Here is a 25912-nt window from a genome sequence, read left to right on the forward strand (position 1 = left end):
TGTTCGTGGACAGCGGGTGGTTACGCTGCGGGGGTGAGGTCTTGCGTCGCCAGAGCTCTGGTTTCGAGCGGGGTGACGTAGCCGTACTCGGGGTGCTTGCGCAGGCGGGTGCGGTTGTACTCGACCTCGATGAAGCGGAACAGATCGGCTCGGGCGGTTTCGTGGGACTCCCAGACCGTGGTGCCGATCTCCGCTTTCAGCAGACCGAAAAAGCTCTCGGCAGCGGCGTTATCGTAACATGAGCCGGTTCGTCCCATACTCTGCCTCAGACCCAACTCCCGTATCACCGTGCGGTATTCACGCGAGGTGTACTCCGAACCGCGATCGGAGTGCGTGATGCAGTTCTCCTTCAGTCCGCCGCGGCCCGCGGCCATCCGAAGGGCGTCGACGACCAGTTCGGCCCGGTGGTGGTCGGCCATGGCGTAACCGATCACTTCGCGCGTGGCCAGGTCGAGGACCGTCGCGAGGTACCACCAGCCGGCGAGGGTGGGGAGGTAGGTGATGTCCGAGACCAGTTTTGTGCCGGGCTCCGTGGCGGTGAAGTCACGGCCGACCAGGTCCGGTGAGGGGGCGGCCTTGGTGTCGGCCCTCGTCAGGCTACGGCGCCTGCGGCGGGTGATACCGCGGATGTCGCGTTCCCGCATGATCCGCTCGACCTTCTTCCGATTGATCCGCCTGCCCCGGCGCCGCAGGACCGCCGTCACACGCGGGGCACCGTAGGCACCGCGGGACTTCCCGTGGATCTCCCTTATCTCCTCGGTGAGCTCGTCCTCGGCCCGCCGCCGCTCGGCGACGGTCTCCCGGCCGGCGAGCCACGAGTAGTAACACGAGTAGTAAGTGGAGCGGTTGACGCCCAGCACGCGGCACAGCCGCGCAACGCTGTAGCCATCGGGGTTGCCCTCGGTGGCCTTCTCCGCATCAATGAAGAGGCACACGGCGCCTACTTCACGATCTCCTTCGCGAAGAAGGCCGCGGCTTTTACCAAGATCTCGTTCGCCTTCTTGACCTCGGCCAGCTCGCGGCGCACACGCCGCAGTTCCTCGCGCTCGTCGCTGGTCAGAGCACCCGCCGGCCCCTCGCCCCGGTCGATCTTCGCCTGCTTCACCCAGCCCCGCAGGCCCTCCGGGCTCACGCCCAGGTCCCGGGCGACCTCCGTCACCGTCTTCTCCGACGACAACGCCAACGCGACCGCGTCCCTCTTGAACTCGGCCGAGTATCGCTTGCTCGTGTTGCTCTTCTTGCTCACTACCTGGGACTGCTTCCTCCGGGACCTGTCGTCCCAGTATCAGGCTGTCCAGCCCCAGGGTGGAACTTCAGCCTGCCGTTCCCCCGCCGGACCGGGCTGCTCGTCCCGTGGCGCGACACGACCGCGCTGCTGCGGGTGCCCGGGCGGCTGCTGTGGGCGGTGGTGTGGGCGGCCGTGGCCGTCGCCCTGGTGAGCCTGGACGACGTAGCGGCGCCGGTCACGCTGATGGCGTTGCCGGCCGGGTATCTCGCGGCCGCACAACTGGCGGAACCGGCCCGGCTGGAGGCGGACGACGTACGACGCTCGGCCCAACTTCCCTGGACCGCCGCCGGGTCGGCGCTTCGGCACGGGCTGGTTCCGGCGGCGGGGCTGCTGGCGCTGTTCGTTCTCGGCCCGGCGGTGGCCGGGGCGGCCGGCCTGTGGTCGGACCGTCTGCTGGTACTGCCCGCCCTGGTGCCGGCGCTGGTCGGCGCCGCGCTGGTGAGCGCGTACCGGGGCACGGTCCCGGTGCATCTGATGACCGGCTCGATGACACCGCTCGGGGACACGGGGCCGTTCGGCGCGCTGCTGTGGCAGGTGCGGGGGCCGCTGGTGGCGCTGGGTGCGCTGGCCGTGGTGGACGGTCCGCTGCGCGGGGCGGAACCGGACGTCGTGGGACTGCTGTGGCCGCCGCTCGTCGGGGCGGGGATGGCCTGGTGGGCGGGGGTGACCGCGCGCAGGACCGTGCGTGGGTGAGCACGGCTCGGTACGGGTGGGTCGAGCGCGCCGGGCATAGCCACCACGTTGCCCCTCACTCCCCACCCACCGTGAACCCGATCACCGACCCGCCCCCCTCCCGCCGATGCGCGAACGGCGCTCCCCCGTGCGCCAGCGCCACCTCCCGGACGATCGACAACCCCAGCCCCGACCCCGGCAGAGACCTGGCATCCGCGGCCCGGTAGAAGCGGTCGAAGACGCGGACGAGGTCGGCGTCCTCGATGCCGGGGCCGCGGTCGAGGACCTCGACGCGGATCGTGCCCGGCCGGGCGGGACCGGCGACGACGATCTCGATGGGCGAGGTGCCGTCGCGGTCGAACTTCGCGGCGTTCTCGACGAGGTTGGAGATCGCCCGGGTGAGCATGCCCGGCCGGCCCTCCGTGGTCGTGTCGCCGCACGCGCGGACGACGATCCGGTGTCCGGTACGGCGCCGGGTCAGGCCCGCGACGTCCTCGGCGAGGTCGGCGAGGTCGACCCGCTGCAGGGGTTCGGTGTCCGACTGTCCGGCCGCGAGGTCCACCAACTCGTTGACCAGATCGGTCAGTTCACGCGCCTCCTGGCCGAGGTCGGCGACCAGTTCCTCCCGAGAGGCGGGCGGCAGCTCGTCGATGCGGCGCAGCAGGGAGATGTTCGTGCGCAGCGACGTCAGCGGCGTACGGAGTTCATGGCCCGCGTCCTGGACCAGGCGGCGCTGGTCCTCCTCGGACTGGGCGAGGCGGCCGAGCATCCGGTCGAAGGCACGGCCGAGCCGGCCCACCTCGTCGCTGCCGGTGACGGGCACGTCGATGCCGAGCCGCCGGGTGCGGGCGACGGCCTCCGCGGCCGAGGTGAGGATCACCAGCCGGCGCGTGATGTGCCGCGCCAGCCACCAGCCGAACAGGCCCGCTCCGGTCACCACCGCCGCCATCAGCAGCAGCGTCCGCTGCTGGAGCGCCCGCAGCAGATCCTCGGTGTCGCTGAACTCCTGCGCCACCTGCACCGCGCCCCGCTCGCCGCCCAGCGCGACGGTGGCGACGCGGTAGACGTCGTCGCCGACGTCGACGTCCCGGTGCTCGACCAGCCGCCCGGCGGCAGCGGCGGTGGCGACCTCACGGTCGGCGTCGGTGACCGGCAGCCCGGGGTCGCCCTTGTCGACGACGCTGCCGTCCGGGCCGAGCACCTGCACGTCGGTGCGGGCGGGGCGAACGAAGTCGTGTCCCGGCGCGGAGGAGAAGTCCACCGGGTCCATCCGGCGCTGGCGCACCTCGACCCGCAGATCCTGCACGACCTCGTCGAACACGGACTGCTGGTCGACGCGGACGAGCCGGGCGGCGGCGCCGTAGGAGAGGATGCCGACGAGGACGGTGACGGCGGCGGTGACGGCCGCGAACGACAGCGCGAACGTGGTCCGCAGCGACGCCAGACGCGGCCACCGCACGGCCGGAGACCACGACGGGCGCACCGCTCAGTCCTCCCGCAGCACGTAACCCACCCCGCGCACCGTGTGGATCAGCGGCGCCGCCCCCGGCTCGTCGAGCTTGCGGCGCAAATAGCCGACGTACACGGCGAGGTTCTTGGAGCCCGGCCCGAAGTCGTAGCCCCAGATACGGTCGTAGATCGTTGAGTGGTCGAGGACGATCCCCTCGTTGCGCACCAGCAGTTCGAGCAGCTCGAACTCGGTGCGGGTCAGCTCCAGTTCGCGCCCACCACGCCAGGCGCGTCGGGCCTGCGGGTCCATGCGCAGCCCGGCCGCCTCGATCTGCCGCCCGGGCACGGGTGGCTTCTCCCGTACGTCCATGGCGGCGCCGTTCGCGGTGCGCCGCAGCAACGCCCGCAGCCGGGCGAAGACCTCCTCGACGTCGAAGGGTTTCACCACGTAGTCGTCGGCGCCGGCGTCCAGCCCGGCGATCCGGTCCGCCGTCTCCACCAGCGCCGTCAGCATCAGGATCGGCGTCCGGTCACCCTCGGCGCGCAGCACCCGGCAGACCTGGAGTCCGTCGATCCCCGGCATCATCACATCCAGGACGAGCACGTCGGGCGGGGTGCGGTGGGCATGCGCCAGCGCCTCGACCCCGTCGGCGACCGCCGTCACCGCGTAGCCCTCCAGCGTCAGGGCCCGCTCCAGGGCGTGCCGGATCGCACGATCGTCTTCAGCCAGCAGAACAGTCGGGGCCACGCGTCCAGTGTGGCAAAGCCCCCGAGTCGTACGACCGTATGAGCAGCCCCCACCCGCCGTTCTTACTGGCCTCTCACCAGGCACGGCCGTACAGCCGCGGGCAGTCGTGCCGCCCAGGGCGGCACGGGTGGGCGCGGGCGGCACCCCGCCAGCGCCGGGCTACGCGACCCACCCCGCGCCAGCCCCCACCCGCCAGGCGCCGTAGACCACCCCAGCCCCCGGCCGAAGGACAGCCAGCCGATCACGCCCCCCGCCGCAGCGCCGCCAGCTGCTCCTCGAACGGCACCACCTCGAACTCCCCGGCCTTCGCCGGCCGCGGCACCTTCGCCGTGACCCCGCCCATCAGCCCCGCCAGCTCCCCGGCCGCCCGCTCGATGCGCCCGTCCAGCCCCTCGGCGCCCCAGTCCTCCGAGGCGGCGTAGACCCCGGTCGGGACGACGACGGCCCGCAGATAGGCGAAGAGCGGACGCAGAGCGTGCTCCAGGACGAGGGAGTGCCGGGCGGTGCCGCCGGTCGCGGCGATCAGCACCGGCTTCCCGGCGAGTGCGTCCTTTTCGAGCACGTCGAAGAAGGACTTGAACAGCCCGCTGTACGAGGCGGAGAACACCGGCGTGACCACGATCAGCCCGTCGGCCTCGGTCACCGCGTCGAGCGCGGCGCTCAGCTGCCGCCCCGGGAAGCCGTTGGTGAAGTTGTGCGCGATCTCGACGGCGAGCTCGCGCAGCTCGATGACCTGCACCTCCGCCGAGGTCTGCCCGGCAGTGGCCTTGGCCAGCCGGTCGGCCAGCAGCCGGGTGGAGGACGGGACGCTCAGCCCCGCGGACACGACGACGAGCTTCATACGGCGTTCACCCTTTCCGAGGCGGCGGCGAGCAGGGACTGGTGGGTGGGGGCGTCCGGCACCCCGGCCGGCCGCCCGTTCGCGAACTCCTTGCGCAGCACCGGCACGACCTCCTCGCCCAGCATGTCGATCTGCTCCAGCACGGTCTTCAGCGGCAGCCCGGCGTGGTCCATCAGGAACAGCTGGCGCTGGTAGTCACCGGCGTACTCGCGGAAGCTCAGCGTCTTCTCGATCACCTGCTGCGGCGAGCCCACGGTCAGCGGGGTCTGGTCGGTGAAGTCCTCCAGGGACGGCCCGTGCCCGTAGACCGGCGCGTTGTCGAAGTACGGCCGGAACTCACGCACCGCGTCCTGCGAGTTCCTCCGCATGAACACCTGCCCGCCGAGCCCGACGATCGCCTGCTCGGGCGTGCCGTGCCCGTAGTGCGCGTACCGCTCCCGGTACAGCTCGACCATCTGCTTGGTGTGGTCGGCCGGCCAGAAGATGTTGTTGTGGAAGAACCCGTCGCCGTAGAACGCCGCCTGCTCGGCGATCTCGGGCGACCGGATCGACCCGTGCCAGACGAACGGCGGTACGCCGTCCAGCGGCCGGGGCGTGGACGTGAAGCCCTGGAGCGGCGTACGGAACTTGCCCTCCCAGTTCACGACGTCCTCGCGCCACAGCCGGTGCACCAGGGCGTAGTTCTCGATGGCGAGGTTGATGCCCTGCCGGATGTCCTGCCCGAACCAGGGGTACACCGGCCCGGTGTTGCCGCGGCCCATCATCAGGTCCACCCGGCCGTCGGCCAGGTGCTGGAGCATCGCGAAGTCCTCGGCGATCTTCACCGGGTCGTTGGTCGTGATGAGGGTGGTCGACGTGGACAGGATCAGCCGGTCCGTGCGGGCGGCTATGTAACCGAGCATGGTCGTCGGCGAGGACGGCACGAACGGCGGGTTGTGGTGCTCGCCGGTCGCGAAGACGTCCAGGCCGACCTCCTCGGTCTTCAGCGCGATGGCGACCATGGCCTTGATCCGCTCGCGCTCGGTCGGCGTACGGCCCGTCGTCGGGTCGGGCGTGACGTCGCCGACGCTGAAGATCCCGAACTGCATGATCGCCTCCAAAGTTGTTGACCGTTGAACTATATCCCTCGAACGGTCGACACCGTGCCCTTATTCCGGGCACCCCTGAAGACGAAACGGACGTACGGAAAGCCGAAAACGGTCGTACGGAAGCCGAGGTCAGAAGTAGTACGCGTCCCCCGTGTCCAGCACGAGCACCCGCTGCCGGTCGTTCTGCCGGTTGCGGTCCACCGCCCCACCGTTCCACACCGTGTCGATCTCCATCAGCACCTCGGTCGGCGCATCCCGCAGCCGTACCCCCAGCGTGAGGTCCGCGCCGACCGTGTCCGCGGACAGCGCGCCGACCCGGCACAGCACTGCCCGCGCCCCGGAGCGCGCGCACCCGTCGGGGAGGGTCTGCCGGTTCTCGAGCGGCCGCGACCAGCGCAGCCGCACCGTCGCGTCCGGCACGGCCGACGGCCCGTGATTACGCGGGGTGATCCGCACCTCGACCCGGCCGGAATCCAGCGTCGCAGCCCCGTGATAGGCCAGATCGGCCTCCTGAGCCGTCTCGGCCCCGGCGAGCGGAGCCACCGCACCGACCGCCATCAGGGCGGCACACCCCACGCCCAGCACCCTCATGCCTCGCATACCGCCACACTCCTCACTCCGCCATGGGCTTCGTACGGGATGTATCCCACGCGGAGCCGACCCCAGGCACCGTCCATCAGGTGACGCGAAGCCCGGGAAACAGCGATCCCGCCCCAGGAAACGGCGACACCGGCCCCGCAACCCCGGCATGCGAAGCTGCCCGCATGCTCATCCTCCGCTCCGCCGCCCTCTTCGTCGTCGCCGCCCTCTTCGAGATCGGCGGCGCCTGGCTGGTCTGGCAGGGGTACCGGGAGCAGCGCGGCTGGCTGTGGATCAGCGGCGGCATCCTCGCCCTCGGCGCCTACGGCTTCGTCGCCACCTTCCAGCCGGACGCCCACTTCGGCCGCGTCCTCGCCGCATACGGCGGAATCTTCGTCGCCGGCTCGATCGCCTGGGGCGTCATCGCGGACGGCTACCGGCCCGACCGCTGGGACATCACCGGCGCACTGATCTGCCTGGCCGGCATGGCCGTGATCATGTGGACACCGCGCGGCGGCTGAACGTCACGAGATGATCACCCACCTCGATTCCCCACCGCATCCCCCGCCTATCCTGGCGAAGGAGCACATCGACCAGCGGCCCCACACCGGCGTGGCGCCCACCCGCACCGCACCGCGCAAGAGGAGCAGCCGTATGACAACCCCCGCCGCCGCGTCCCGTATCGCCGTCGTCACCGGCGCCAGCAGCGGAATCGGCGCCGCAACCGCCCGGCAGCTCGCCGCGGCCGGCTACCGCGTCGTCCTCACCGCCCGCCGCAAGGACCGTATCGAGGCCCTCGCCGAAGAGATCAACGCGGCCGGCCACTCGGCGACGGCCTACCAGCTCGACGTCACCGACCGCACGGCGGTCGACGAGTTCACCACGGCCTTCAAGACGATCGGCGTGCTGGTCAACAACGCGGGCGGCGCACTGGGCCTGGACCCGGTGGCGACCGGCGACCCGGCCGACTGGCGCCAGATGTACGAGACCAACGTCATCGGCACCCTCAACCTCACCCAGGCCCTGCTCCCCGCCCTCGTCGCGAGCGGCGACGGCACCGTCGTGGTCGTCTCGTCGACCGCGGGCCACGGCACATACGAGGGCGGCGCCGGCTACGTCGCCGCCAAGCACGGCGCCCACGTCCTCGCCGAGACCCTCCGCCTGGAGATCGTCGGACAGCCGGTCCGGGTGATCGAGGTCGCACCCGGCATGGTCAAGACCGACGAGTTCGCCCTGACCCGCTTCGGCGGCGACGAGGACCGGGCGGCGAAGGTCTATGAGGGAGTCGCAGAACCCCTCACGGCCGACGACGTGGCCGACACCATCACCTGGGCGGTGACCCGCCCCGCCCACGTCAACATCGACCTCCTCGTGGTCCGCCCGCGCGCCCAGGCCTCCAACACCAAGGTCCACCGAGAGCCCCGGTAACGGCCCCCCGAGCCGGAACACCGGCACCTGGCCGGCCAGGCCGAGAGCGCGGTACTGCACGGCGTGCGGACGGGCAGCCCGTACGCGGTCACGCTGCTGGAGAAGCGGCTCCGGTAACTCACAGGAGTGAATGCCATCGATCACCCGAACAGCGCCTGAACTGACGATCTAGGCTCGCGCCACAACATCAACACGACGGCCCTCGACCGGGATGCCGCCCGGACGAGGGCCTGACCAGCAAGGAAGGACACTGCTTCCTCATGGCTGACTGCGAGCCTATCGCCCACCAGTTCATGAACCTCACGGTCCCTGAGTACGCGTACATGTTCGGGTTCTTGCAGGCGGACGGGCACCTGTCCCAACAGTCGCGGCAGCGGGGGCGATTGACCGTCGAGATCAACGCACGGGACATTGATCTCCTGCGCAAGTTCCAGAAGCTGACGCCGTACAACAGCAGCATCAGCGAGCGCACCCGGTCCACGAACTTCGCAGAAACCCACCGCTCAGCGATCTGGAGCTTGCATTCCCTCGAAGCGAGGACCAAGCTCAACGAACTCGGCCTGCCGTACGGCCGCAAGTCGCAGCAGATTGCCCCACCATGCGTCAGGTTCTCGTCCGTTGATTACCTCCGCGGCATCATCGACGCCGACGGCTCAGTGGGCCACACGAGCCAGGGCTTCCCCTTCCTCTCCCTCACCACGAAAAGCACAGCCATCGGGGCCTACTTGTGCTCATACGCGCGGGAAATCACAGGATCAGAGCGCACCCTCAAGCCCAACGCCCGAGACGGCATCTACAACATCCTCTACACGAAGGAGAACGCTCAGGAGCTGGCAATCCACCTCTACTACCCCGGCTGCCTCTCGCTGGAACGGAAGCAGGCTGCAGCCGATTCGCTCGCATCCTGGGTCCGCCCTGCAGGTATGGAGCGCCGACCCTCGCGCATCCGATGGACACATGAGATGGACCGTGTCCTGCTCGCCGCACCGACCATCGCTCACGCCGCTGCCGAGCTGGGCTACTCGCAGAGCGCTTGCCAGGTCCGCCGCTGGAAACTGCAACACGGCGTAGTACCGCTGCCGGACTGAGCAACCTCACGATGGGCGCGGCACACAATCGCCGCGCCCATCGCCGCATCAGCCCTTCACACAGATGAACTGCTTCAGCTTCGCCACGACCTCGACCAGGTCACGCTGCTGCGTCATCACCTGGTCGATGTTCTTGTAGGCACCCGGAATCTCGTCGAGCACGCCAGAGTCCCTACGGCACTCAACTCCCCGCGTCTGCTCCTCCAAGTCCCGCACCGTGAAGCGACGCTTCGCAGCGTTCCGGCTCATTCGCCGACCAGCGCCATGCGAAGCCGAGTTGAAGGCCTTCTCATTCCCGAGCCCTTTCACGATGTACGAGCTGGTGCCCATCGAGCCAGGGATGATCCCGTACTCGCCAGAGCCCGCGCGGATCGCACCCTTGCGGGTGACCAACAGGTCCATGCCCTCGTAGCGCTCCTCCGCAACGTAGTTATGGTGACAGGAGATCTCCGGCTCGAATGCGGGCTTCGCCTTTTTGAACTCCTTGCGGATGATGTCCTTGAGAAGCGCCATCATGATCGTGCGGTTGTACTTGGCGTATTCCTGCGCCCAGAACAGGTCGTTGCGATAGGCCGCCATCTGCGGGGTGTCCGCCACGAAGACGGCTAGGTCCCGGTCGACCAAGCCCTGGTTGTGCGGGAGCCTCTGCGCCACACCTATGTGGTACTCGGCCAGTTCCTTGCCGATGTTCCGCGACCCAGAGTGCAGCGTGAGCCACACGGAGCCACTGGAATCGAACAAGAGTTCGATATAATGGTTGCCAGCTCCGAGGGTACCCATCTGCAAACCGGCCCGCTCCCGCCGGAACTTGACGGCTTCAGCGACCCCATCGAACCGCCCCCAAAAGTCTTCCCACCCACTGGTGGCCAGCCCATGGAACCGCCCCGGCTCAACAGGACTGTCATGCATCCCTCGCCCCACCGGAATCGCAGCCTCGATCTTCGACCGCAGCCGAGACAGATCCCCCGGCAGATCATTCGCCGTCAGCGACGTCTTCACGGCCGACATCCCGCACCCGATATCGACGCCCACCGCCGCAGGACACACAGCCCCCCGCATCGCGATGACCGACCCGACCGTCGCACCCTTCCCGTAGTGCACGTCCGGCATGACGGCGAGCCCTTTGATCCACGGCAGCGTCGCGACGTTCCGCAGCTGCTGGAGCGCCACGTCCTCGACCGTCGCCGGGTCGGTCCACATCCGGATCGGCACCTTCGCGCCCGGCATCTCGACGTACGACATATCGCCTCATCCCCCGTAAAACCAGTGAAAACAAATCAGAAGTCCTGAATCGCAAAACCGGCGCCAAGGTCGACGTAACGGACAACGGACCGGCGTTCACGGCAGTGCGTGCGATACACATTGTCTCCAGGCGGCACCCCCGTGCGGCAACCGAATAACCAGCGGGGACACTGACAGACCAGGCAAGCGCACCACCGTGGAGAGGAGCCTGACCGTGCAGCGGAAGGCGTACGTATCCGGCGTCGCCGCGCTCCTCGCGGCCCTGCTGGCCGGCTGCACCGGCAGCTCGGACGACGGTGGCGCCACGGACGACTCCAACCCCGGCGGCTCCGGTACGGCGACGACGGCGGCCGAGCCGGGCCGCTACCGCACCCTCCCCGAACCGTGCAGCGCGGTCGGTCAGGACACTCTCGACTCCCTCCTGCCCGGTATCCAGCAGATCGCCGACGAGGAACAGCGCGAGACGGCCTACGCGGGCGAGCCCGCCCTCACCTACGACAACGACCGCAAGGTCGGCTGCCGCTGGAAGGTGGAGTCCATGTCCGCCACGGACCATCTGTACGTCGACTTCGAGCGTGTGGTGTCCTACGACAACGCCGTCAGCGACGACAGCCAGGCCGAGCAGCTCTTCGCCACCCGGCAGACGGCGGCCGACCTGCCGGAGCCCATCGCTTCCGAATCCTCGCCGTCCGCCTCGTCGTCCCCGTCGTCGACGTCCTCCCCGTCCTCGACACCGTCGGAGTCCGCCGACTCCCCTGCCTCGCCCGGCTCTTCCGGCAGCCCCGAGGACGGCTCCTCCACCAACCCGACCTCGACCGCGAGCGCCACCCCGACCGAGCTCCAGCCCCGCGTCCTGGACGACCTCGGCGACGAGGCCTTCCTGGACGACGCGCTGAGCAGCTCCGGTTCGACGGCCAAACAGCGCACGGTGACTGTGGCGTTCCGCACGTCCAACGTCATCGTGACCATCGAGTACGAGGAGCAGCCGGCCACGGTCGGCGTCGTGCCGGACAGCAAGGAAATGCAGGACAGGGCCCGGAATCTGGCGTCCCGGCTGGCCGACTCGCTGGCGGAATGACGCCCCTCCAGGCCGGAATGCAAAGCAGATGAAGCGGGTCCGCACAGTTCCTTCACCGCGTACCGTGGCCCCTCGGACCCGATCCGGACGCCGGCGCCACCGGCGGCACCGGGACCCATCCGGCCTCAGGAACCAGAGCGTGAGTGAAGGAACCATGCAGCGACGAGCACAGCGAGACGACCAGGCTGACCAGCGTGCCGAGCGGACGAAGCGCCGGAACCGCGTCCTTGTCTGCGCGGCGGCCGTCCCCGCGATGCTGATCGCCGCCGGCTGCTCCTCGGACTCCGGCTCGAGCGATGACGCCAAGAAGGCGCCCGAGAGCGCGTCGAGCGCGTCCGCGAGCCCCTCGCCCACCGTGCAGGCGGCGGCGTACTCGGAGTTGCCCGAGCCGTGCGGGGTGCTGTCGAAGAAGACGTTGGGCGAACTCGTCCCGAAGGGCTCGAAGTCAGGCAAGGAGGGCAACTCCGACGATGTGTCGATGCGGGGCAGCTGCTCCTGGGACAGTCTCGACAACAACGGCGTCGACGGCTCGCAGTTCCGCTGGCTGAACGTCTCGATGCTGCGCTTCGAGTCCGACGTCACCCGCGGCGAGGGCGACAAGCTGGCGCAGGAGTACTTCGCGAAGCAGGTCAAGGACGTCCAGGCGACCGAGGGCGCGAAGGGCACCAAGACCGAGTCGGTGTCCGGGACGGGCGACCAGGCGACGGCGGTGCGCTACGACCTGAAGAAGAAGGAAGGCACCTTCAAGCAACAGACGATCGTCGCGCGCGTGGAGAACGTCGTCGTGACCCTCGACTACAACGGCGCGGGCCTGGCCGGCGACAAGACCCCCGACGCCGACGATCTGATGAAGGCGGCGAAGAAGGCGGCCGAGGAGGCGGTGGCCGCGGTGACGAAGGCGAACGGCGAGAGCGGCTCTGCCGCCACCCCTGACGCCTCCAAGTCCCCCTCGAAGTCGGCGACTTCGTCCAAGTCTCCGTCCAAGGAGAGCTGACCCGCGGGTCACCGGACGCCACCGGTAGAGTCACGGAAGGGCTGACGTACCCGGACCGGCCACCCGCCCCCCGTACGCATGTGCCACCCTGTTGGGCGCGCAACAACACGCAGTGGGAGGGGAGTACGGGTGGCCGCGCCACTACAGCTGACACGGATGCACCGCGTTCTCATCGCCGTGGTCGTCTTCGGTGCCGTGATCATCGCGGGCATCGGTTTCGCGGGTTCGTACGCCGCAGTACGTGAACTCGCGCTCAAAAAGGGCTTCGGGGACTTCAGTTACGTCTTCCCGATCGGCATCGACGCGGGCATCTGCGTCCTGCTTGCCCTGGACCTTCTGCTGACCTGGATCCGTATCCCCTTCCCGCTGCTGCGCCAGACGGCGTGGCTGCTGACGGCGGCGACGATCGCCTTCAACGGTGCGGCGGCCTGGCCGGACCCGCTGGGCGTGGGCATGCACGGGGTCATCCCGATCCTGTTCGTGGTGGCGGTGGAGGCCGCCCGCCACGCGATCGGCCGGATCGCCGACATCACGGCCGACAAACACATGGAGGGTGTCCGCCTCACCCGCTGGCTGCTCTCTCCCGTTCCGACGTTCCTGCTCTGGCGCCGTATGAAGCTCTGGGAGCTCCGCTCCTACGACCAGGTGATCAAGCTGGAACAGGAACGCCTCGTCTACCAGGCCCGCCTCCGCTCCCGCTACGGCCGAGCCTGGCGCCGCAAGGCCCCGGTCGAGGCCCTGATGCCCCTACGCCTGGCCAAGTACGGCGTCCCCCTGGCCGACACGGCCCCGGCGGGCCTGGCGGCAGCGGGCGTAGAGCCCATGCTGATATCCCCGCCCCCGCAACCGGCCTTGGACGTAGCTGCGGGCAGTCGTGCCGCTGGGGCGGCACGGGTGGGCGGTGGGGGTACCTCCCAGGCCGTTCAGGCACTGGGGGAGGCACCTCCCAGCGGGCAGCGCTCCCAGGGCGACGGCAACCCGGACGCAGAGCCCCTGGACTACGCCGAGCCCCAGAACCCCTGGCTGCACGCCCGGGACCCGCAAACCATCGAGTACCACGGCGGCTACGACCCCACGTACGACCCGGAAACCGCCTACCGCCAGTGGTACGAGGAACAGCAACAGGCCGAGCAATACCAGCAGCAGTACGAGGAACCCCCACCGCCCCCCGAGCCCTCCCCGGAGGACACCGGCACGTTCCCCATCCCGGTGGGCCCCAACCGCACCCGCGAACTCGGCGAAGGCGGCGGCACCCCCGCCCCTGACCCGACGGAGGAGGACTACTACACGGTCTTCAAGCAGTCGATCAGCGGCAGCGGCTACCCGACTCCGCGAGAGTTCGGCGACAACGTAGAGGCCGAGTTCCGCATCAGCCTCCCCGAGCAGGAGGCCAAGCAGATGGTCAACCGCTTCACCAACCGCTTCAACGCGGAACTGGAAGAGGACCACATCGCGTAACCCGCTCCCTTACTACGACGAGGGGCGCCCGGCGATCGCCGGGCGCCCTCGTCGTAGCAGCGGCTCTACTCCCCGAGCAGGACCCGCACCCGCTCCTGCCCCACCGCCAGCAGCAGCGTAGGCAGCCGCGGCCCGGTGTCCCGCCCCACGAGCAGGTGGTACAGCAGCGCGAAGAACGACCGCTGAGCCGTCTTGATCTCCGGCGGCAGCTCCTTGGGCGTGGCGTCCGCCGGGAACCCGGCCTGCACCTTGGGCACGCCGTACACAAGGTGCGTCAGGCCGTCCAGCGACCAGTGCTCCTCCAGCCCGTCGAGCAGCAGCCGGATCGACTGCTGGGACGCCTCGTCGAGCGACTTCAGCAGCTCGACGTCCGGTTCGTCCCGCACGATCGTCCGCTGATCGGCCGGCACATGCGTGTTGATCCACGCCTCGGCCTTGTCGAACCGCGGCCGCACCTCGTCGAGCGAGGCCAGCGGCTTCTCCGGGTCGAGCTCGGAGAGAATCCGCAGCGCCTGGTCCTCATGCCCTGCGGTGATGTCGGCGACGGATGCGAGTGTCCGGTACGGCATCGGCCGCGGCGTCCTCGGCAGCTCGCCGGCGGCCGTCCGCACGGCACGCGAGTGCGCGGCGACGTCGGCGGGCAGGGCGGAGCCGTCGGTGACCTTGGCGTCGAGCTTGTCCCACTCGTCGTAGAGCCGCTGGATCTCCTGGTCGAAGGCGATCTTGAACGACTGGTTGGGCTTGCGGCGGGCGTACAGCCACCGCAGGAGCTGCGGCTCCATGATCTTCAGCGCGTCGGCCGGAGTGGGCACGCCACCGCGCGACGACGACATCTTCGCCATGCCGCTGATGCCCACGAACGCGTACATGGGCCCGATCGGCTGCTTGCCGCCGAAGATCCCGACGATCTGCCCGCCGACCTGGAAGGACGACCCCGGAGACGAGTGGTCGACACCGCTCGGCTCGAAGATGACCCCTTCGTACGCCCACCGCATCGGCCAGTCGACCTTCCAGACCAGCTTGCCGCGGTTGAACTCGTTCAGCCGGACGGTCTCGGAGAAGCCGCAGACCGTGCAGGCGTACGTCAGCTCGGTGGTGTTGTCGTCGTAGGAGGTGACGGTGGTGAAGTCCTTCTCGCAGTTGCCGCAGTACGGCTTGTACGGGAAGTACCCGGCGGTCCCGGAGCTGCCGTCGTCCTCGGACGCGGCGCCGGACCCCTCCTCGGCCTCCAGCTCGGCCTCGTCGACGGGCTTCTGCGACTTCTTGGCGCCGGTCTTGGGCTTGGTCCGGTACTGGGCCAGCACCGCATCGATGTCACCCCGGTGCTTCATGGCGTGCAGGATCTGCTCCCGGTACGCCCCGGAGGTGTACTGGGCGGTCTGGCTGATCCCGTCGAACTCCACGCCCAGCTCGGCCAGCGCTTCGATCATGGCCGCCTTGAAGTGCTCGGCCCAGTTCGGGTGGGCGGAGTCCTTGGGCGCGGGCACGGAGGTCAGCGGCTTGCCGATGTGCTCGGCCCAGGACTCGTCGATCCCGGCGACACCGGCCGGCACCTTGCGGTACCGGTCGTAGTCGTCCCAGGAGATGAGATGCCGGACCTGGTGTCCCCGGCGCCGGATCTCGTCGGCGACCAGGTGCGGCGTCATGACCTCGCGCAGGTTCCCCAGGTGAATGGGCCCGGAAGGCGACAGGCCGGACGCGACGACAACGGGTTTGCCCGGGGCCCGACGCTCCGACTCCTCGATGACCTCATCCGCGAAACGGGAGACCCAGTCGGTGGTCTCGGTGCTCTGACCCACGATCGGCACGTCCTTCTTTCCTCATCCGCAGCCGGCCCGGTCACACGGCTGACGCCCCCATTCTCCCAGCAACCCAAGCATCCACGAAAACCCCTTTTCACCGCCGCGCCCAGCTGCGGGCAGTCGTGCCGCTGGGGCGGCACGGGTGGGCGCAGGCGGCACCCCGCCAGCGCCGGGCTGCGCACCCCACCCCCACCCCAGCCCCCACACCGGAGAACCACACAGCTCACGGCACCCGGAAAAACCCCTTTACCCCCATGGGATACTGGCCGTGTCTATCCATCCCACGAGGAGAACGGCACCCACTCCATGGCCCCGGTCACGTCCCTCACCGCTTCCGTCCACCAGCGCCTCGCCGACGCCCTCGCTTCCGCCCTCCCGGAAGCCGACGGAGTCGACCCGCTGCTGCGACGAAGCGACCGGGCGGACTTCCAGGCCAACGGGATCCTGGCCCTCGCGAAGAAGGCGAAGGCGAACCCGCGCGAGCTGGCGACGCAGGTCGTCGCCCAGGTCACCACCGGCGATGTGATCAAGGACGTCGAGGTCTCCGGCCCCGGCTTCCTCAACATCACGGTCACCGACAAGGCGATCACCGAGAACCTCGCCGCCCGCGCCGCCGACCCGGAGGGCCGTCTGGGTGTGCCGCGTGCGCAGAACCCCGGCACGACGGTGATCGACTACGCCCAGCCGAACGTGGCGAAGGAGATGCACGTCGGCCACCTCCGCTCCGCGGTGATCGGCGACTCGGTCGTCCAGCTCCTGGAGTTCACCGGCGAGAACGTGGTCCGCCGCCACCACATCGGCGACTGGGGCACGCAGTTCGGCATGCTCATCCAGTATCTGGACGAGCACCCGCACGAGCTGGACCACAAGGACGCCCAGGTCACCGGTGAGGAGGCGATGTCGAACCTCGACCGCCTCTACAAGGCCGCGCGGAAGTTCTTCGACTCCGACGAGGAGTTCAAGACCAGGGCCCGCCGCCGTGTCGTCGACCTCCAGGCCGGCGACCCGCACACGCTCGCCATGTGGCAGAAGTTCGTCGACGAGTCGAAGATCTACTTCTTCTCCGTCTTCGAGAAGCTGGACATGGAGATCCGCGACGCGGACATCGTCGGCGAGTCCGGCTACAACGACATGCTGGACGAGACGTGCCGCCTGCTGGAGGAGTCGGGCGTCGCGGTGCGCTCCGAGGGCGCCCTGTGCGTGTTCTTCGACGACATCAAGGGCCCGGACGGCAACCCGGTCCCACTGATCGTCCGCAAGTCCGACGGCGGCTACGGCTACGCGGCGACGGACCTGTCCGCGATCAGGGACCGCGTCTTCAACCTGAAGGCGAACAGCCTGATCTACGTCGTGGACGCCCGCCAGTCCCTCCACTTCAGGATGGTCTTCGAGACGGCCCGCAGGGCGGGCTGGCTGAACGACGACGTGAAGGCGTACCAGCTGGCCTTCGGCACGGTCCTCGGCAAGGACGGCAAGCCGTTCAAGACGCGTGAGGGCGAGACGGTCAAGCTGGTCGACCTCCTCGACGAGGCGATCGACCGCGCCTCGGCCGTCGTACGGGAGAAGGCCCAGGACCTGTCCGAGGGGGAGATCGCCGAGCGCGGCGCCCAGGTGGGCATCGGCGCGGTGAAGTACGCGGACCTGTCGACGTCGGCGAACCGGGACTACAAGTTCGACCTGGACCAGATGGTCTCGCTGAACGGCGACACGTCCGTCTACCTCCAGTACGCGTACGCCCGTATCCAGTCCATCCTCCGCAAGGCCGGCGAGGTACGCCCGGCCGCGCACCCCGAGCTGGACCTGCACGAGGCGGAGCGCGCCCTCGGCCTGCACGCGGACGCGTTCGCGGAGACGGTCGCGGAAGCGGCGGCGGAGTACGCCCCGCACAAGATGACGGCGTACCTGTACCAGCTGGCCTCGCTGTTCACGTCGTTCTACGACAAGTGCCCAGTGATCAGGCCTCAGCCGCCGAAGGACGTCGCGGAGAACCGCCTGTTCCTGTGCGACATCACGGCCAGGACCCTTCACCAGGGCATGGCCCTCCTGGGCATCAGGACCCCGGAGCGGCTCTGAGGCTCAGCGCTGGGCGGTGGTGTTCGCCCCGTCCAGCGCCTCCCGGATGATGTCCGCGTGCCCGGCGTGCTGAGCCGTCTCCCTGATCAGGTGGAGCAGGATCCGGCGCGCCGACCAGTACTCGGGCTCCGGCGGCGACCAGGGTGTGACGGGCAGGGGCGCCCGACGGTCCAGGTCCGGCAGGCCGGCCACGGCCTCTTCGGTCGCCCGCGCGACCGCCGCGTACCGCTCCAACAGTCCGGCGATGCTGTCGCCCTCGACCATGCGGTACTGCTCCACGTCGAGCATGCCCTCCGGCAGTTCGCCGTCCCCCTTGACCATGATCTGCGTCCACACCCGCTCGCCCTGGGTGAGGTGGTTGACGATCCCACCCAGCGTCAGTTCGCTCACGGTCGTACGCTGTGCCGCCTGCCCGTCGCTGATGCCGCGCACGGTGATCAGCAGCAACTCCCGCTGCTCCGCGAGCGCGTGCACCAGCTCACCGCGCTCGCCGGGAAGGGACAGGGCCGGGTTCTCCAAGGAAAAGGCCATGGGGAGACCGTATGGAGTGATTAGGCCAGTTGATGTCCTAGATGACGGAACACCGGCGACTCACGCGGTTCGCCGCCAGCTAGAAGCACCCACGTCCGATTGTCAGTGGCGGCCCGTACAGTCACCGACATGGCGACTCTTCCGAACCCTCTGCCGAAGCTGGCCTCGGACCCCACCGGCCGCACTCTCGGCCTTGAACTCCCGGCCGGGAGGCTGATCGACGCCACGGACGACGGCCCGTGGCCCGAGCCGCTGCTGTGGCATGCGGACGCCGCGGCGTCGCCCGGCGCCTGGGCGGCGCTGGAACCGGCCCGGCGGACGGGCGGGCTCCTGCCCCTGCTCGTCGATGTCGGCGGCAGCCAAGGGGGGCCGGACGGCTGGGAGTTGATGCCCGGCGAGATGTCGTACGCGGGGGATCACGACCCGGAGGACGTACTCGCCGAGTACTGGGAGGAGTACGCGGCGGACGAGGCCGAGGAGGGCGAGTGGCCGGGCCTGGCGTCCGCGCCGGCCCGCGGCACGGGCGACCCCGATCCCGATGAACTCGCCGTCGAGATAGCCGACTTTCTGGTGACCGACGGCTCCTGGCTGAAGGAGCCGCGCCTCGCCCTGGTACCGGCTCGCCGCAGTGCGGACATCCCGGCGGCGATCGGCTGGTCGGGCCCGCTGAACCACGAGAACGACGTGGCCCGCCTCTGCGCGGTGCTCCGCTCCTGGGAGGACCGCTTCGGCATACGGGTCGTCGCCCTCACCTTCGACCAGCTGATCGTCTCGGTCGCGGCACCGCCCGCCACCCTGGCGGAGGCGGAGGCGATGGCCGTCGAGCACTTCGCGTTCTGCCCGGACAACATCCTGCAGAGCAGCAACCCGTCACTGCGCGCGTATGCCGAGCACCTGATCGACCAGGAGATCTGGTCCTTCTGGTGGGACTGACCGCACGGGCCGGGCCATCCCGCCCGGCCCAGCGGCACCATCACCGGCTTCTCGATGCCGCCCAACGGAAGTCGTAACGCGCGGACTACCGCAGCTTCTGCGCCACTTCGGTGGCCCAGTACGTGAGGATGTTCTGCGCCCCGGCCCGCTTGATCCCGGTCAGCGTCTCCAGGATCGCGCGGTCCCGGTCGACCCAGCCCTTCTCCGCGGCGGCCTCGATCATCGAGTACTCGCCGGAGATCTGGTACGCGGCCACGGGCACGTCCACGGCGTCCGCGACCCGCGCCAGGATGTCGAGGTAGGGTCCGGCGGGCTTCACCATCACCATGTCGGCCCCCTCCTCCAGGTCGAGGGCCAGCTCGCGCATCGACTCCCGAACGTTGGCGGGATCCTGCTGATACGTCTTGCGGTCGCCCTGGAGGGAGGAGGCGACGGCCTCGCGGAAGGGCCCGTAGAAGGCGGACGAGTACTTGGCGGTGTAGGCGAGAATGGCCACGTCCTCGCGGCCGATCTGGTCGAGAGCGTCGCGGATGACGCCGACCTGTCCGTCCATCATGCCGCTCGGCCCGACCACATGCGCCCCGGCGTCGGCCTGCACCTGGGCCATCTCGGCGTACCGCTCCAGCGTGGCGTCGTTGTCGACGCGCCCCTGCTCGTCGAGCACTCCGCAGTGGCCGTGGTCGATCGTCTCGTCCAGGCACAGGTCGGACATGACGAGCAGATCGTCGCCGACCTCGGCCCGCACATCGCGGATCGCGACCTGGAGGATCCCGTCCGGGTCGGTCCCCGGCGTCCCGATCGCGTCCTTCTTCGACTCCTCCGGCACCCCGAACAGCATGATCCCGGAGACCCCGGCCTCCACCGCCTCCACGGCCGCCTTCTTCAGGCTGTCCCGCGTGTGCTGCACCACACCGGGCATCGCCGCGATCGGCACCGGCTCACTCACACCTTCCCGCACGAACGCGGGCAGGATGAAGTCGGCCGGATGCAGCCGGGTCTCGGCAACCATGCGCCGCATGACGGGAGTGGTACGCAGCCGCCGCGGCCGCGAACCGGGAAAGGATCCGTACTTCGTCATACGCCCTACGCTACGCCCGCCCGAACCCCACCTTTGCCGACGCGACGTCGGACTGCCCCGCAGCTGCCGTAGCTGCGGGCAGTCGTGCCTCCCCCAGTGCCTTAAGGGCCTGGGAAGTGCCCCCAGGGCGGCACGGGTGGGCAATGGGGGTCGTCCCCCCGCTCGAGCGAAGCCGAGAGTGGGGGAGGCACCCCGTAGCGCCGGGCTGCGCGCCCCACCCCACCCGAGCCCCAACGCCCGCCTACGTGGTCCGCCTCCGCCGAGCCCCCGGCCGCCGCTCACTCGGCCGCGTCACCGGATCCCCCGCCTCCAACGCGGCAGCGCGACGCTTCATGCCGAAGTCGGCCAGCGCCTCCGCCAGTTTGTGCACGGACGGCTCGGGAGCCATCACATCCACCCGCAGCCCGTGCTCCTCGGCGGTCTTCGCGGTGGCCGGTCCGATACAGGCGATCACCGTCACGTTGTGCGGCTTCCCGGCGATCCCCACCAGGTTCCGCACAGTGGACGACGACGTGAACAGCACGGCATCGAACCCACCGCCCTTGATCGCCTCCCGCGTCTCGGCCGGCGGCGGCGACGCGCGCACGGTCCGGTAGGCGGTGACGTCGTCGACCTCCCAGCCGAGCTCGATCAGCCCGGCGACCAGCGTCTCCGTGGCGATGTCGGCCCGCGGCAGGAACACCCGGTCGATCGGGTCGAACACGGGGTCGTACGGCGGCCAGTCCTCCAGCAGACCGGCGGCCGACTGCTCCCCCGACGGCACCAGGTCCGGCTTCACGCCGAAGGCGATGAGTGCCTTCGCCGTCTGCTCCCCCACCGCGGCGACCTTGATCCCCGCGAAGGCCCGGGCGTCGAGCCCGTACTCCTCGAACTTCTCCCGCACGGCCTTGACGGCATTGACCGAAGTGAAAGCGATCCACTCGTAACGGCCCGTCACCAGGCCCTTGACCGCGCGTTCCATCTGCTGCGGCGTCCGCGGCGGCTCGACGGCGATCGTCGGAACCTCGTGCGGCACGGCCCCGTAGGACCGCAGCTGGTCGGAAAGCGAAGCCGCCTGCTCCTTGGTCCGCGGCACGAGCACCTTCCAGCCGAACAGCGGCTTGGACTCGAACCACGACAACTGCTCCCGCTGAGCGGCGGCGGAACGCTCACCGACCACGGCTATCACCGGCCGCCCGCCCTCCGGCGACGGCAGCACCTTCGCCTGCTTCAGCGTCTGCGCGATGGTGCCCAGGGTGGCGGTCCAGGTCCGCTGCCGGGTCGTCGTACCGGCGACAGTCACCGTCAGCGGCGTATCGGGCTTGCGGCCGGCCGACACCAGCTCCCCGGCGGCAGCGGCGACGGAGTCCAGGGTCGTCGACACGACCACCGTCCCGTCCGACGCCCCTACCTCCGTCCAGCACCGGTCCGACGCCGTCCGCGCGTCCACGAAACGGACGTCCGCGCCCCGTGCGTCCCGCAGCGGCACACCCGCGTACGCGGGCACACCGACCGCCGCCGCAACACCGGGGACGACCTCGAAGGGAACACCGGCCGCGGCGCAGGCGAGCATTTCCTCGGCGGCGTACGTATCAAGTCCCGGGTCCCCGCACACCGCACGGACGACCCGCCTGCCGCCCCGCGCGGCCTCCATGACAAGATGTGCGGCATCCCGCACTGCGGGGACCCCAGCGGTTGGTGACGCGCCGTCAACAACCGTCAGCTGAGGCGTGCCCGTGCCCGGAACGGGGTCCGAAGAAGGACCCGGCTCCGTGTTCACGACGGCGACGCCAGGCCTGGCGTGCGTGCGTACGACGTCGAGCACCTCGTGCTCGGCGACGAGTACGTCCGCGTTCGCCAGCGCCTCGACGGCGCGCAGAGTCAGCAGTCCCGGATCCCCGGGTCCGGCACCGAGGAAGGTGACGTGCCCGTGTTCCGGACCGGCGGCGGGAAGGGTGGTGGGGCTCAATGTGCTCGCTCCCCCATCAGACCGGCCGCGCCCTGGGCGAGCATCTCGGCGGCGAGTTCGCGGCCGAGTGCCATTGCCCGGTCGTGCGTCTCGGGCACGGGACCGGTGGTGGACAGCTGCACCATCCGGGTGCCGTCGGTCGTGCCGACGACGCCCCGCAGGCGCATTTCCTTGACAATCTGCCTGTCGGCCTGGGGGTCCCCCCGCTCGAGCGGAGCCGAGAGTGGGGGAAGGTCGGCCAAGGCACCCACGGGGGCGCTGCAACCGGCCTCCAGGGCGGCGAGCAGTGACCGTTCGGCGGTCACGGCGGCCCGGGTGAACGGGTCGTCGAGCTCACCGAGCGCGGCGATCAGGTCCGCGTTGTCCGCGGCGCATTCGATCGCCAGGGCCCCCTGGCCGGGGGCGGGCAAAACCGTGTCGACCGACAGGAAGTCGGTCACGTCGTCGATCCGGCCGATCCGGTGCAGTCCGGCGGCGGCCAGGACGACGGCATCGAGCTCGCCGTCGCGCACATACCCGATGCGCGTGTCGACGTTCCCGCGGATCGGCACCGTCTCGATGTCCAGCCCGTGGCTGCGCGCGTACGCGTTCAGCTGTGCCATCCGGCGCGGCGAACCCGTGCCGATGCGCGCCCCGCGCGGCAGGTCGGTGAGCTTCAGCGCGTCTCGGGCGACGATCACGTCCCGCGGGTCCTCGCGCTCCGGTACGGCGGCCAGCGCCAGCTCCGCGGGCTGCGTGGTCGGCAGGTCCTTCAGCGAGTGGACCGCGAAGTCGACCTCGCCCCTGAGCAGCGCGTCGCGCAGCGCGGTCACGAACACGCCCGTGCCGCCGATCTGCGCGAGGTGTTCGCGGGAGACATCGCCGTACGTGGTGATCTCGACGAGCTCGACGGGCCTTCCGGTCACCTGGCTCACGGCGTCCGCCACGAGCCCGGACTGGGCCATGGCGAGCTTGCTGCGCCTGGTTCCGAGCCTCAGTGTCTCGTCACTCATAGTGGCCCTCGGTTCTTCTCGGTGCTGTCCTCGGCGCGGGAGACGGAGGCCACCGTCTCGGGGTCGAGGTCGAACAGGGTGCGCAACGCGTCCGCGTACCCGGCGCCGCCGGGCTCGGCGGCGAGCTGCTTGACCCGTACGGTCGGCGCGTGCAGCAGCTTGTCCACGACGCGGTGCACCGCCTGCCGGATCTCGCTGCGCTGCTTGTCGTCCAGGCCGGGCAGCCGCCCGTCGAGCCGGGCGATCTCACCGGCGACGACATCGGCGGCCATCGTCCGCAGGGCGACCACGGTCGGCGTGATGTGCGCGGCTCGCAGCGCCGCCCCGAAGGCGGCGACCTCGTCGGAGACGATACGCCGGACCTGGTCGACGTCGGCCGCCATCGGAGCGTCCGCGGAGGCCTCTGCCAGCGACTCGATGTCCACCAGCCGCACCCCGGCCAGCCGGTGCGCGGCGGCGTCGATGTCGCGCGGCATGGCGAGGTCGAGGAGGAACAGCACCGGCTCGGGGCGCGGGAACTCGGCGACCGGCTCGGGCCTGCGGTGCTCGGGGATGCGGCCGACGGTGGCCGCGGTCGCGGCGAGCGCGCTGATCAGCTCGGGGTCGGCCTCGGGCGTACGACGTACCTCCCCCACTGCCTTGAAGGCGTGGGAGGTGCCCCCACCACGCCGGTCGACGGCGCTGCCCGCGGCCCAGGCGGCGTGCTGCTCCAGGGTGGCCGCGTCCATGCCGGCCACGGCGGCCTCGCCCATCACGGAGAAGCCCGGAGCCGTCAGATCCAGCGGACAGGCCTCGTCGGCGCCGACCCCGGCGGGCGGCAGCGGCGTCTTCCGTGCGTCGGCCTTCGTCGTCGTACGACGCTCCTCGTGGCCCTCCTCGACGGCGACGGCGTGGCCCGTGCGGCCCTCGACCGCGGCGGCGACCGCCTCGGCGTCGAGGACCAGCCCGGTGGCGCCGGTGCAGGAGACGGCGATGTCGGCACGTGTCAGCTCGGCCCGTACCGACTCCATCGGTACCGCCCGGGCCGGCACGTCCGTGTCGTCGGCCTCGTTGAGGATCTGCGCGAGACGCTCGGCGCGTTCATGGGTGCGGTTGGCGATGACGACCTCGGCGACCCCGGCACGCGCGAGCGTCGCGGCGGCCAGCGAGGACATCGAACCGGCGCCGATCACCAGGGCCCGCTTGCCGTGCGCCCACTTCTCGACGGCCCCGCCGGAGGCCAGCTGCTCCAGGCCGAACGTGACCAGGGACTGGCCGGCGCGGTCGATGCCGGTCTCGGAGTGGGCGCGCTTGCCGACCCGCAGCGCCTGCTGGAACAGGTCGTTGAGCAGCCGCCCCGCGGTGTGCAGCTCCTGCGCCCGGGCGAGCGAATCCTTTATCTGGCCGAGGATCTGCCCCTCGCCGACGACCATCGAGTCCAGCCCGCAGGCCACCGTGAACAGGTGGTGGACGGCCCGGTCCTCGTAGTGCACATACAGGTAGGGCGTGAGCTCGTCCAGACCGACGCCGCTGTGCTGGGCGAGCAGCGTGGACAGCTCGGCGACACCGGCGTGGAACTTGTCCACGTCGGCATACAGCTCGATGCGGTTGCAGGTGGCGAGGACCGCGGCCTCGGCAGCGGGCTCGGCGGCGACCGTGTCCTGGGCCAGCTTGATCTGGCCGTCCGCGGTCAGTGCCGCCCGCTCCAGGACGCTGACCGGAGCGCTGCGGTGACTCAGCCCGACGACGAGAAGACTCATGCCGGCATCACGGCGGGTACGTCCCCGTCGGGCCCCTTGTCGGCGGACTGCTTGCGCGTGGCGGCGACCGGGCTGGAGCCGTCGGTCAGCGCAGCCTCTTCGCCCGCCTTGCGCTGCTCGTGGAAGGCGAGGATCTGCAGCTCGATGGAGAGGTCGACCTTGCGCACGTCGACGCCGTCCGGCACCGACAGCACGGTCGGCGCGAAGTTCAGGATGGAGGTGACGCCGGCGGCCACCAGCCGCTCGCAGACCTGCTGGGCGACGCCCGGCGGGGTGGTGATGACCCCGATGGAGACGCCGTTCTCCTCGATGATCCGCTCCATGTCGTCGCTGTGCTGGACGGTGATCCCGGCGACCTGCTTTCCGGCCATCTCGGGATCGGCGTCGATCAGCGCGGCGACCCGGAAGCCACGGGAGGCGAAGCCGCCGTAGTTGGCGAGCGCGGCGCCGAGGTTGCCGATGCCGACGATCACTACCGGCCAGTCCTGGGTCAGGCCGAGTTCGCGGGAGATCTGGTACACGAGATACTCGACGTCGTATCCCACGCCACGCGTCCCGTAGGAGCCCAGGTACGAGAAGTCCTTGCGCAGCTTCGCGGAGTTGACCCCTGCCGCGGCCGCGAGTTCCTCGGAGGAGACCGTGGGTACCGAGCGCTCGGAGAGCGCGGTGAGGGCGCGGAGGTACAGCGGAAGCCGGGCGACGGTGGCCTCGGGAATTCCTCGGCTACGGGTCGCCGGTCGGTGAGTTCGGCCAGTTGCCACGGTGCTCCTGCGGGTAGAGCGGGGCTGCAGGCGGTCATACGTTCCCTGACCGCCCCGTCGAAAGCAGGCTATGTCTTTGTGAACGCGTGCACAAAGATGGTG

24 protein-coding genes are annotated in these 25912 nt (G+C 70.0%); 9 read left to right on the top strand and 15 right to left on the bottom strand.

Annotated features, from left to right (window positions below; genetic code table 11):
* Positions 1-20 precede the first annotated feature (20 nt).
* Positions 21-935, bottom strand: a complete 915-nt coding sequence (locus ACKTSN_RS20420) for an IS3 family transposase (protein ID WP_409470428.1) — start codon at positions 933-935, stop codon at positions 21-23.
* Positions 936-940: 5 nt separating this feature from the next.
* The gene (locus tag ACKTSN_RS20425) at positions 941-1246 is read right to left on the bottom strand and encodes a transposase (RefSeq protein WP_331269977.1); all 306 of its coding nucleotides are present in this window, start codon (positions 1244-1246) and stop codon (positions 941-943) included.
* 135 nt (positions 1247-1381) lie between these two features.
* Between ACKTSN_RS20425 and ACKTSN_RS20430 the strand changes: the two genes are divergently transcribed.
* On the top strand, positions 1382-1981 hold the full coding sequence (locus ACKTSN_RS20430; protein ID WP_409470429.1) for a hypothetical protein: 600 nt from the start codon (positions 1382-1384) through the stop codon (positions 1979-1981).
* 55 nt (positions 1982-2036) lie between these two features.
* Here ACKTSN_RS20430 and ACKTSN_RS20435 read toward each other — a convergent pair whose 3' ends face one another.
* From ACKTSN_RS20435 to ACKTSN_RS20455, 5 genes are all read right to left on the bottom strand, one after another.
* A complete protein-coding gene (locus ACKTSN_RS20435; protein ID WP_409470430.1) occupies positions 2037-3419 on the bottom strand; it encodes a sensor histidine kinase in 1383 nt (460 codons plus the stop codon).
* A 27-nt stretch (positions 3420-3446) separates the two neighbouring features.
* Entirely contained in the window at positions 3447-4157 is a 711-nt protein-coding gene (locus ACKTSN_RS20440; protein WP_409470431.1) for a response regulator transcription factor, read from the bottom strand.
* 241 nt (positions 4158-4398) lie between these two features.
* Positions 4399-4998 carry an FMN reductase gene (locus ACKTSN_RS20445; protein WP_409470432.1) on the bottom strand — a complete coding sequence of 200 codons (600 nt, stop codon included), beginning with the start codon at positions 4996-4998 and terminating at the stop codon, positions 4399-4401.
* On the bottom strand, positions 4995-6086 hold the full coding sequence (locus ACKTSN_RS20450) for an LLM class flavin-dependent oxidoreductase (protein ID WP_409470433.1): 1092 nt from the start codon (positions 6084-6086) through the stop codon (positions 4995-4997). Before ACKTSN_RS20450 ends, ACKTSN_RS20445 begins: the two co-directional genes overlap by 4 nt.
* Before the next feature lie 129 nt (positions 6087-6215).
* Positions 6216-6686 (bottom strand): hypothetical protein, encoded by a 471-nt coding sequence (locus ACKTSN_RS20455; protein WP_409470434.1) that lies wholly within the window; start codon positions 6684-6686, stop codon positions 6216-6218.
* 164 nt (positions 6687-6850) lie between these two features.
* Here ACKTSN_RS20455 and ACKTSN_RS20460 point away from each other — a divergent pair, with 164 nt between their 5' ends.
* From ACKTSN_RS20460 to ACKTSN_RS20470, 3 genes are all read left to right on the top strand, one after another.
* Positions 6851-7186 carry a YnfA family protein gene (locus tag ACKTSN_RS20460; protein ID WP_385790584.1) on the top strand — a complete coding sequence of 112 codons (336 nt, stop codon included), beginning with the start codon at positions 6851-6853 and terminating at the stop codon, positions 7184-7186.
* A 133-nt stretch (positions 7187-7319) separates the two neighbouring features.
* On the top strand, positions 7320-8093 hold the full coding sequence (locus ACKTSN_RS20465) for an SDR family NAD(P)-dependent oxidoreductase (RefSeq protein ID WP_409470435.1): 774 nt from the start codon (positions 7320-7322) through the stop codon (positions 8091-8093).
* A 260-nt stretch (positions 8094-8353) separates the two neighbouring features.
* A complete protein-coding gene (locus ACKTSN_RS20470; RefSeq protein WP_409470436.1) occupies positions 8354-9181 on the top strand; it encodes a hypothetical protein in 828 nt (275 codons plus the stop codon).
* Between the two features lie 48 nt (positions 9182-9229).
* On the opposite strand, the gene ACKTSN_RS20475 is transcribed toward ACKTSN_RS20470, so the two are convergent.
* Complete coding sequence (locus ACKTSN_RS20475) at positions 9230-10423, bottom strand: RtcB family protein (RefSeq protein WP_409470437.1); 1194 nt, start codon at positions 10421-10423, stop codon at positions 9230-9232.
* Between the two features lie 214 nt (positions 10424-10637).
* On the opposite strand from ACKTSN_RS20475, the gene ACKTSN_RS20480 reads away from it, so the two are divergent.
* The 3 genes from ACKTSN_RS20480 to ACKTSN_RS20490 all read left to right on the top strand — a co-directional run bounded on the left by ACKTSN_RS20480 (position 10638) and on the right by ACKTSN_RS20490 (position 13953).
* Entirely contained in the window at positions 10638-11501 is an 864-nt protein-coding gene (locus tag ACKTSN_RS20480) for a DUF3558 domain-containing protein (RefSeq protein ID WP_409470438.1), read from the top strand.
* A 154-nt stretch (positions 11502-11655) separates the two neighbouring features.
* Entirely contained in the window at positions 11656-12495 is an 840-nt protein-coding gene (locus ACKTSN_RS20485) for a DUF3558 family protein (RefSeq protein ID WP_409470439.1), read from the top strand.
* Between the two features lie 156 nt (positions 12496-12651).
* Positions 12652-13953 (top strand): DUF2637 domain-containing protein, encoded by a 1302-nt coding sequence (locus ACKTSN_RS20490; protein WP_409470440.1) that lies wholly within the window; start codon positions 12652-12654, stop codon positions 13951-13953.
* Positions 13954-14018: 65 nt separating this feature from the next.
* On the opposite strand, the gene lysS is transcribed toward ACKTSN_RS20490, so the two are convergent.
* Complete coding sequence (gene lysS / locus ACKTSN_RS20495; protein WP_409470441.1) at positions 14019-15761, bottom strand: lysine--tRNA ligase; 1743 nt, start codon at positions 15759-15761, stop codon at positions 14019-14021.
* A gap of 300 nt (positions 15762-16061) precedes the next feature.
* On the opposite strand from lysS, the gene argS reads away from it, so the two are divergent.
* On the top strand, positions 16062-17828 hold the full coding sequence (argS, locus tag ACKTSN_RS20500) for an arginine--tRNA ligase (protein ID WP_409470442.1): 1767 nt from the start codon (positions 16062-16064) through the stop codon (positions 17826-17828).
* Between the two features lie 3 nt (positions 17829-17831).
* On the opposite strand, the gene ACKTSN_RS20505 is transcribed toward argS, so the two are convergent.
* Positions 17832-18359 (bottom strand): DinB family protein, encoded by a 528-nt coding sequence (locus tag ACKTSN_RS20505; RefSeq protein WP_409470443.1) that lies wholly within the window; start codon positions 18357-18359, stop codon positions 17832-17834.
* A gap of 129 nt (positions 18360-18488) precedes the next feature.
* Between ACKTSN_RS20505 and ACKTSN_RS20510 the strand changes: the two genes are divergently transcribed.
* Positions 18489-19292 carry a DUF4253 domain-containing protein gene (locus tag ACKTSN_RS20510; protein WP_409470444.1) on the top strand — a complete coding sequence of 268 codons (804 nt, stop codon included), beginning with the start codon at positions 18489-18491 and terminating at the stop codon, positions 19290-19292.
* A gap of 85 nt (positions 19293-19377) precedes the next feature.
* Here the strand turns inward: ACKTSN_RS20510 and hemB are convergent, their stop codons facing one another.
* From hemB to ACKTSN_RS20535, 5 genes are all read right to left on the bottom strand, one after another.
* Entirely contained in the window at positions 19378-20370 is a 993-nt protein-coding gene (gene hemB / locus ACKTSN_RS20515) for a porphobilinogen synthase (RefSeq protein ID WP_409470445.1), read from the bottom strand.
* Between the two features lie 241 nt (positions 20371-20611).
* The gene (locus ACKTSN_RS20520) at positions 20612-22318 is read right to left on the bottom strand and encodes a uroporphyrinogen-III synthase (protein ID WP_409470446.1); all 1707 of its coding nucleotides are present in this window, start codon (positions 22316-22318) and stop codon (positions 20612-20614) included.
* The gene (hemC, locus tag ACKTSN_RS20525; RefSeq protein WP_409470447.1) at positions 22315-23310 is read right to left on the bottom strand and encodes a hydroxymethylbilane synthase; all 996 of its coding nucleotides are present in this window, start codon (positions 23308-23310) and stop codon (positions 22315-22317) included. Before hemC ends, ACKTSN_RS20520 begins: the two co-directional genes overlap by 4 nt.
* Positions 23307-25049 (bottom strand): glutamyl-tRNA reductase, encoded by a 1743-nt coding sequence (locus ACKTSN_RS20530; RefSeq protein WP_409470448.1) that lies wholly within the window; start codon positions 25047-25049, stop codon positions 23307-23309. Before ACKTSN_RS20530 ends, hemC begins: the two co-directional genes overlap by 4 nt.
* Positions 25046-25810 carry a redox-sensing transcriptional repressor Rex gene (locus ACKTSN_RS20535; RefSeq protein WP_409470449.1) on the bottom strand — a complete coding sequence of 255 codons (765 nt, stop codon included), beginning with the start codon at positions 25808-25810 and terminating at the stop codon, positions 25046-25048. The genes ACKTSN_RS20530 and ACKTSN_RS20535 overlap by 4 nt, the downstream gene beginning before the upstream one ends.
* Positions 25811-25912: the final 102 nt, after the last annotated feature.

Origin of the sequence: Streptomyces flavusporus (assembly GCF_046267975.1) — a bacterium.
In the GTDB taxonomy this organism is placed as follows: domain Bacteria; phylum Actinomycetota; class Actinomycetes; order Streptomycetales; family Streptomycetaceae; genus Streptomyces; species Streptomyces flavusporus.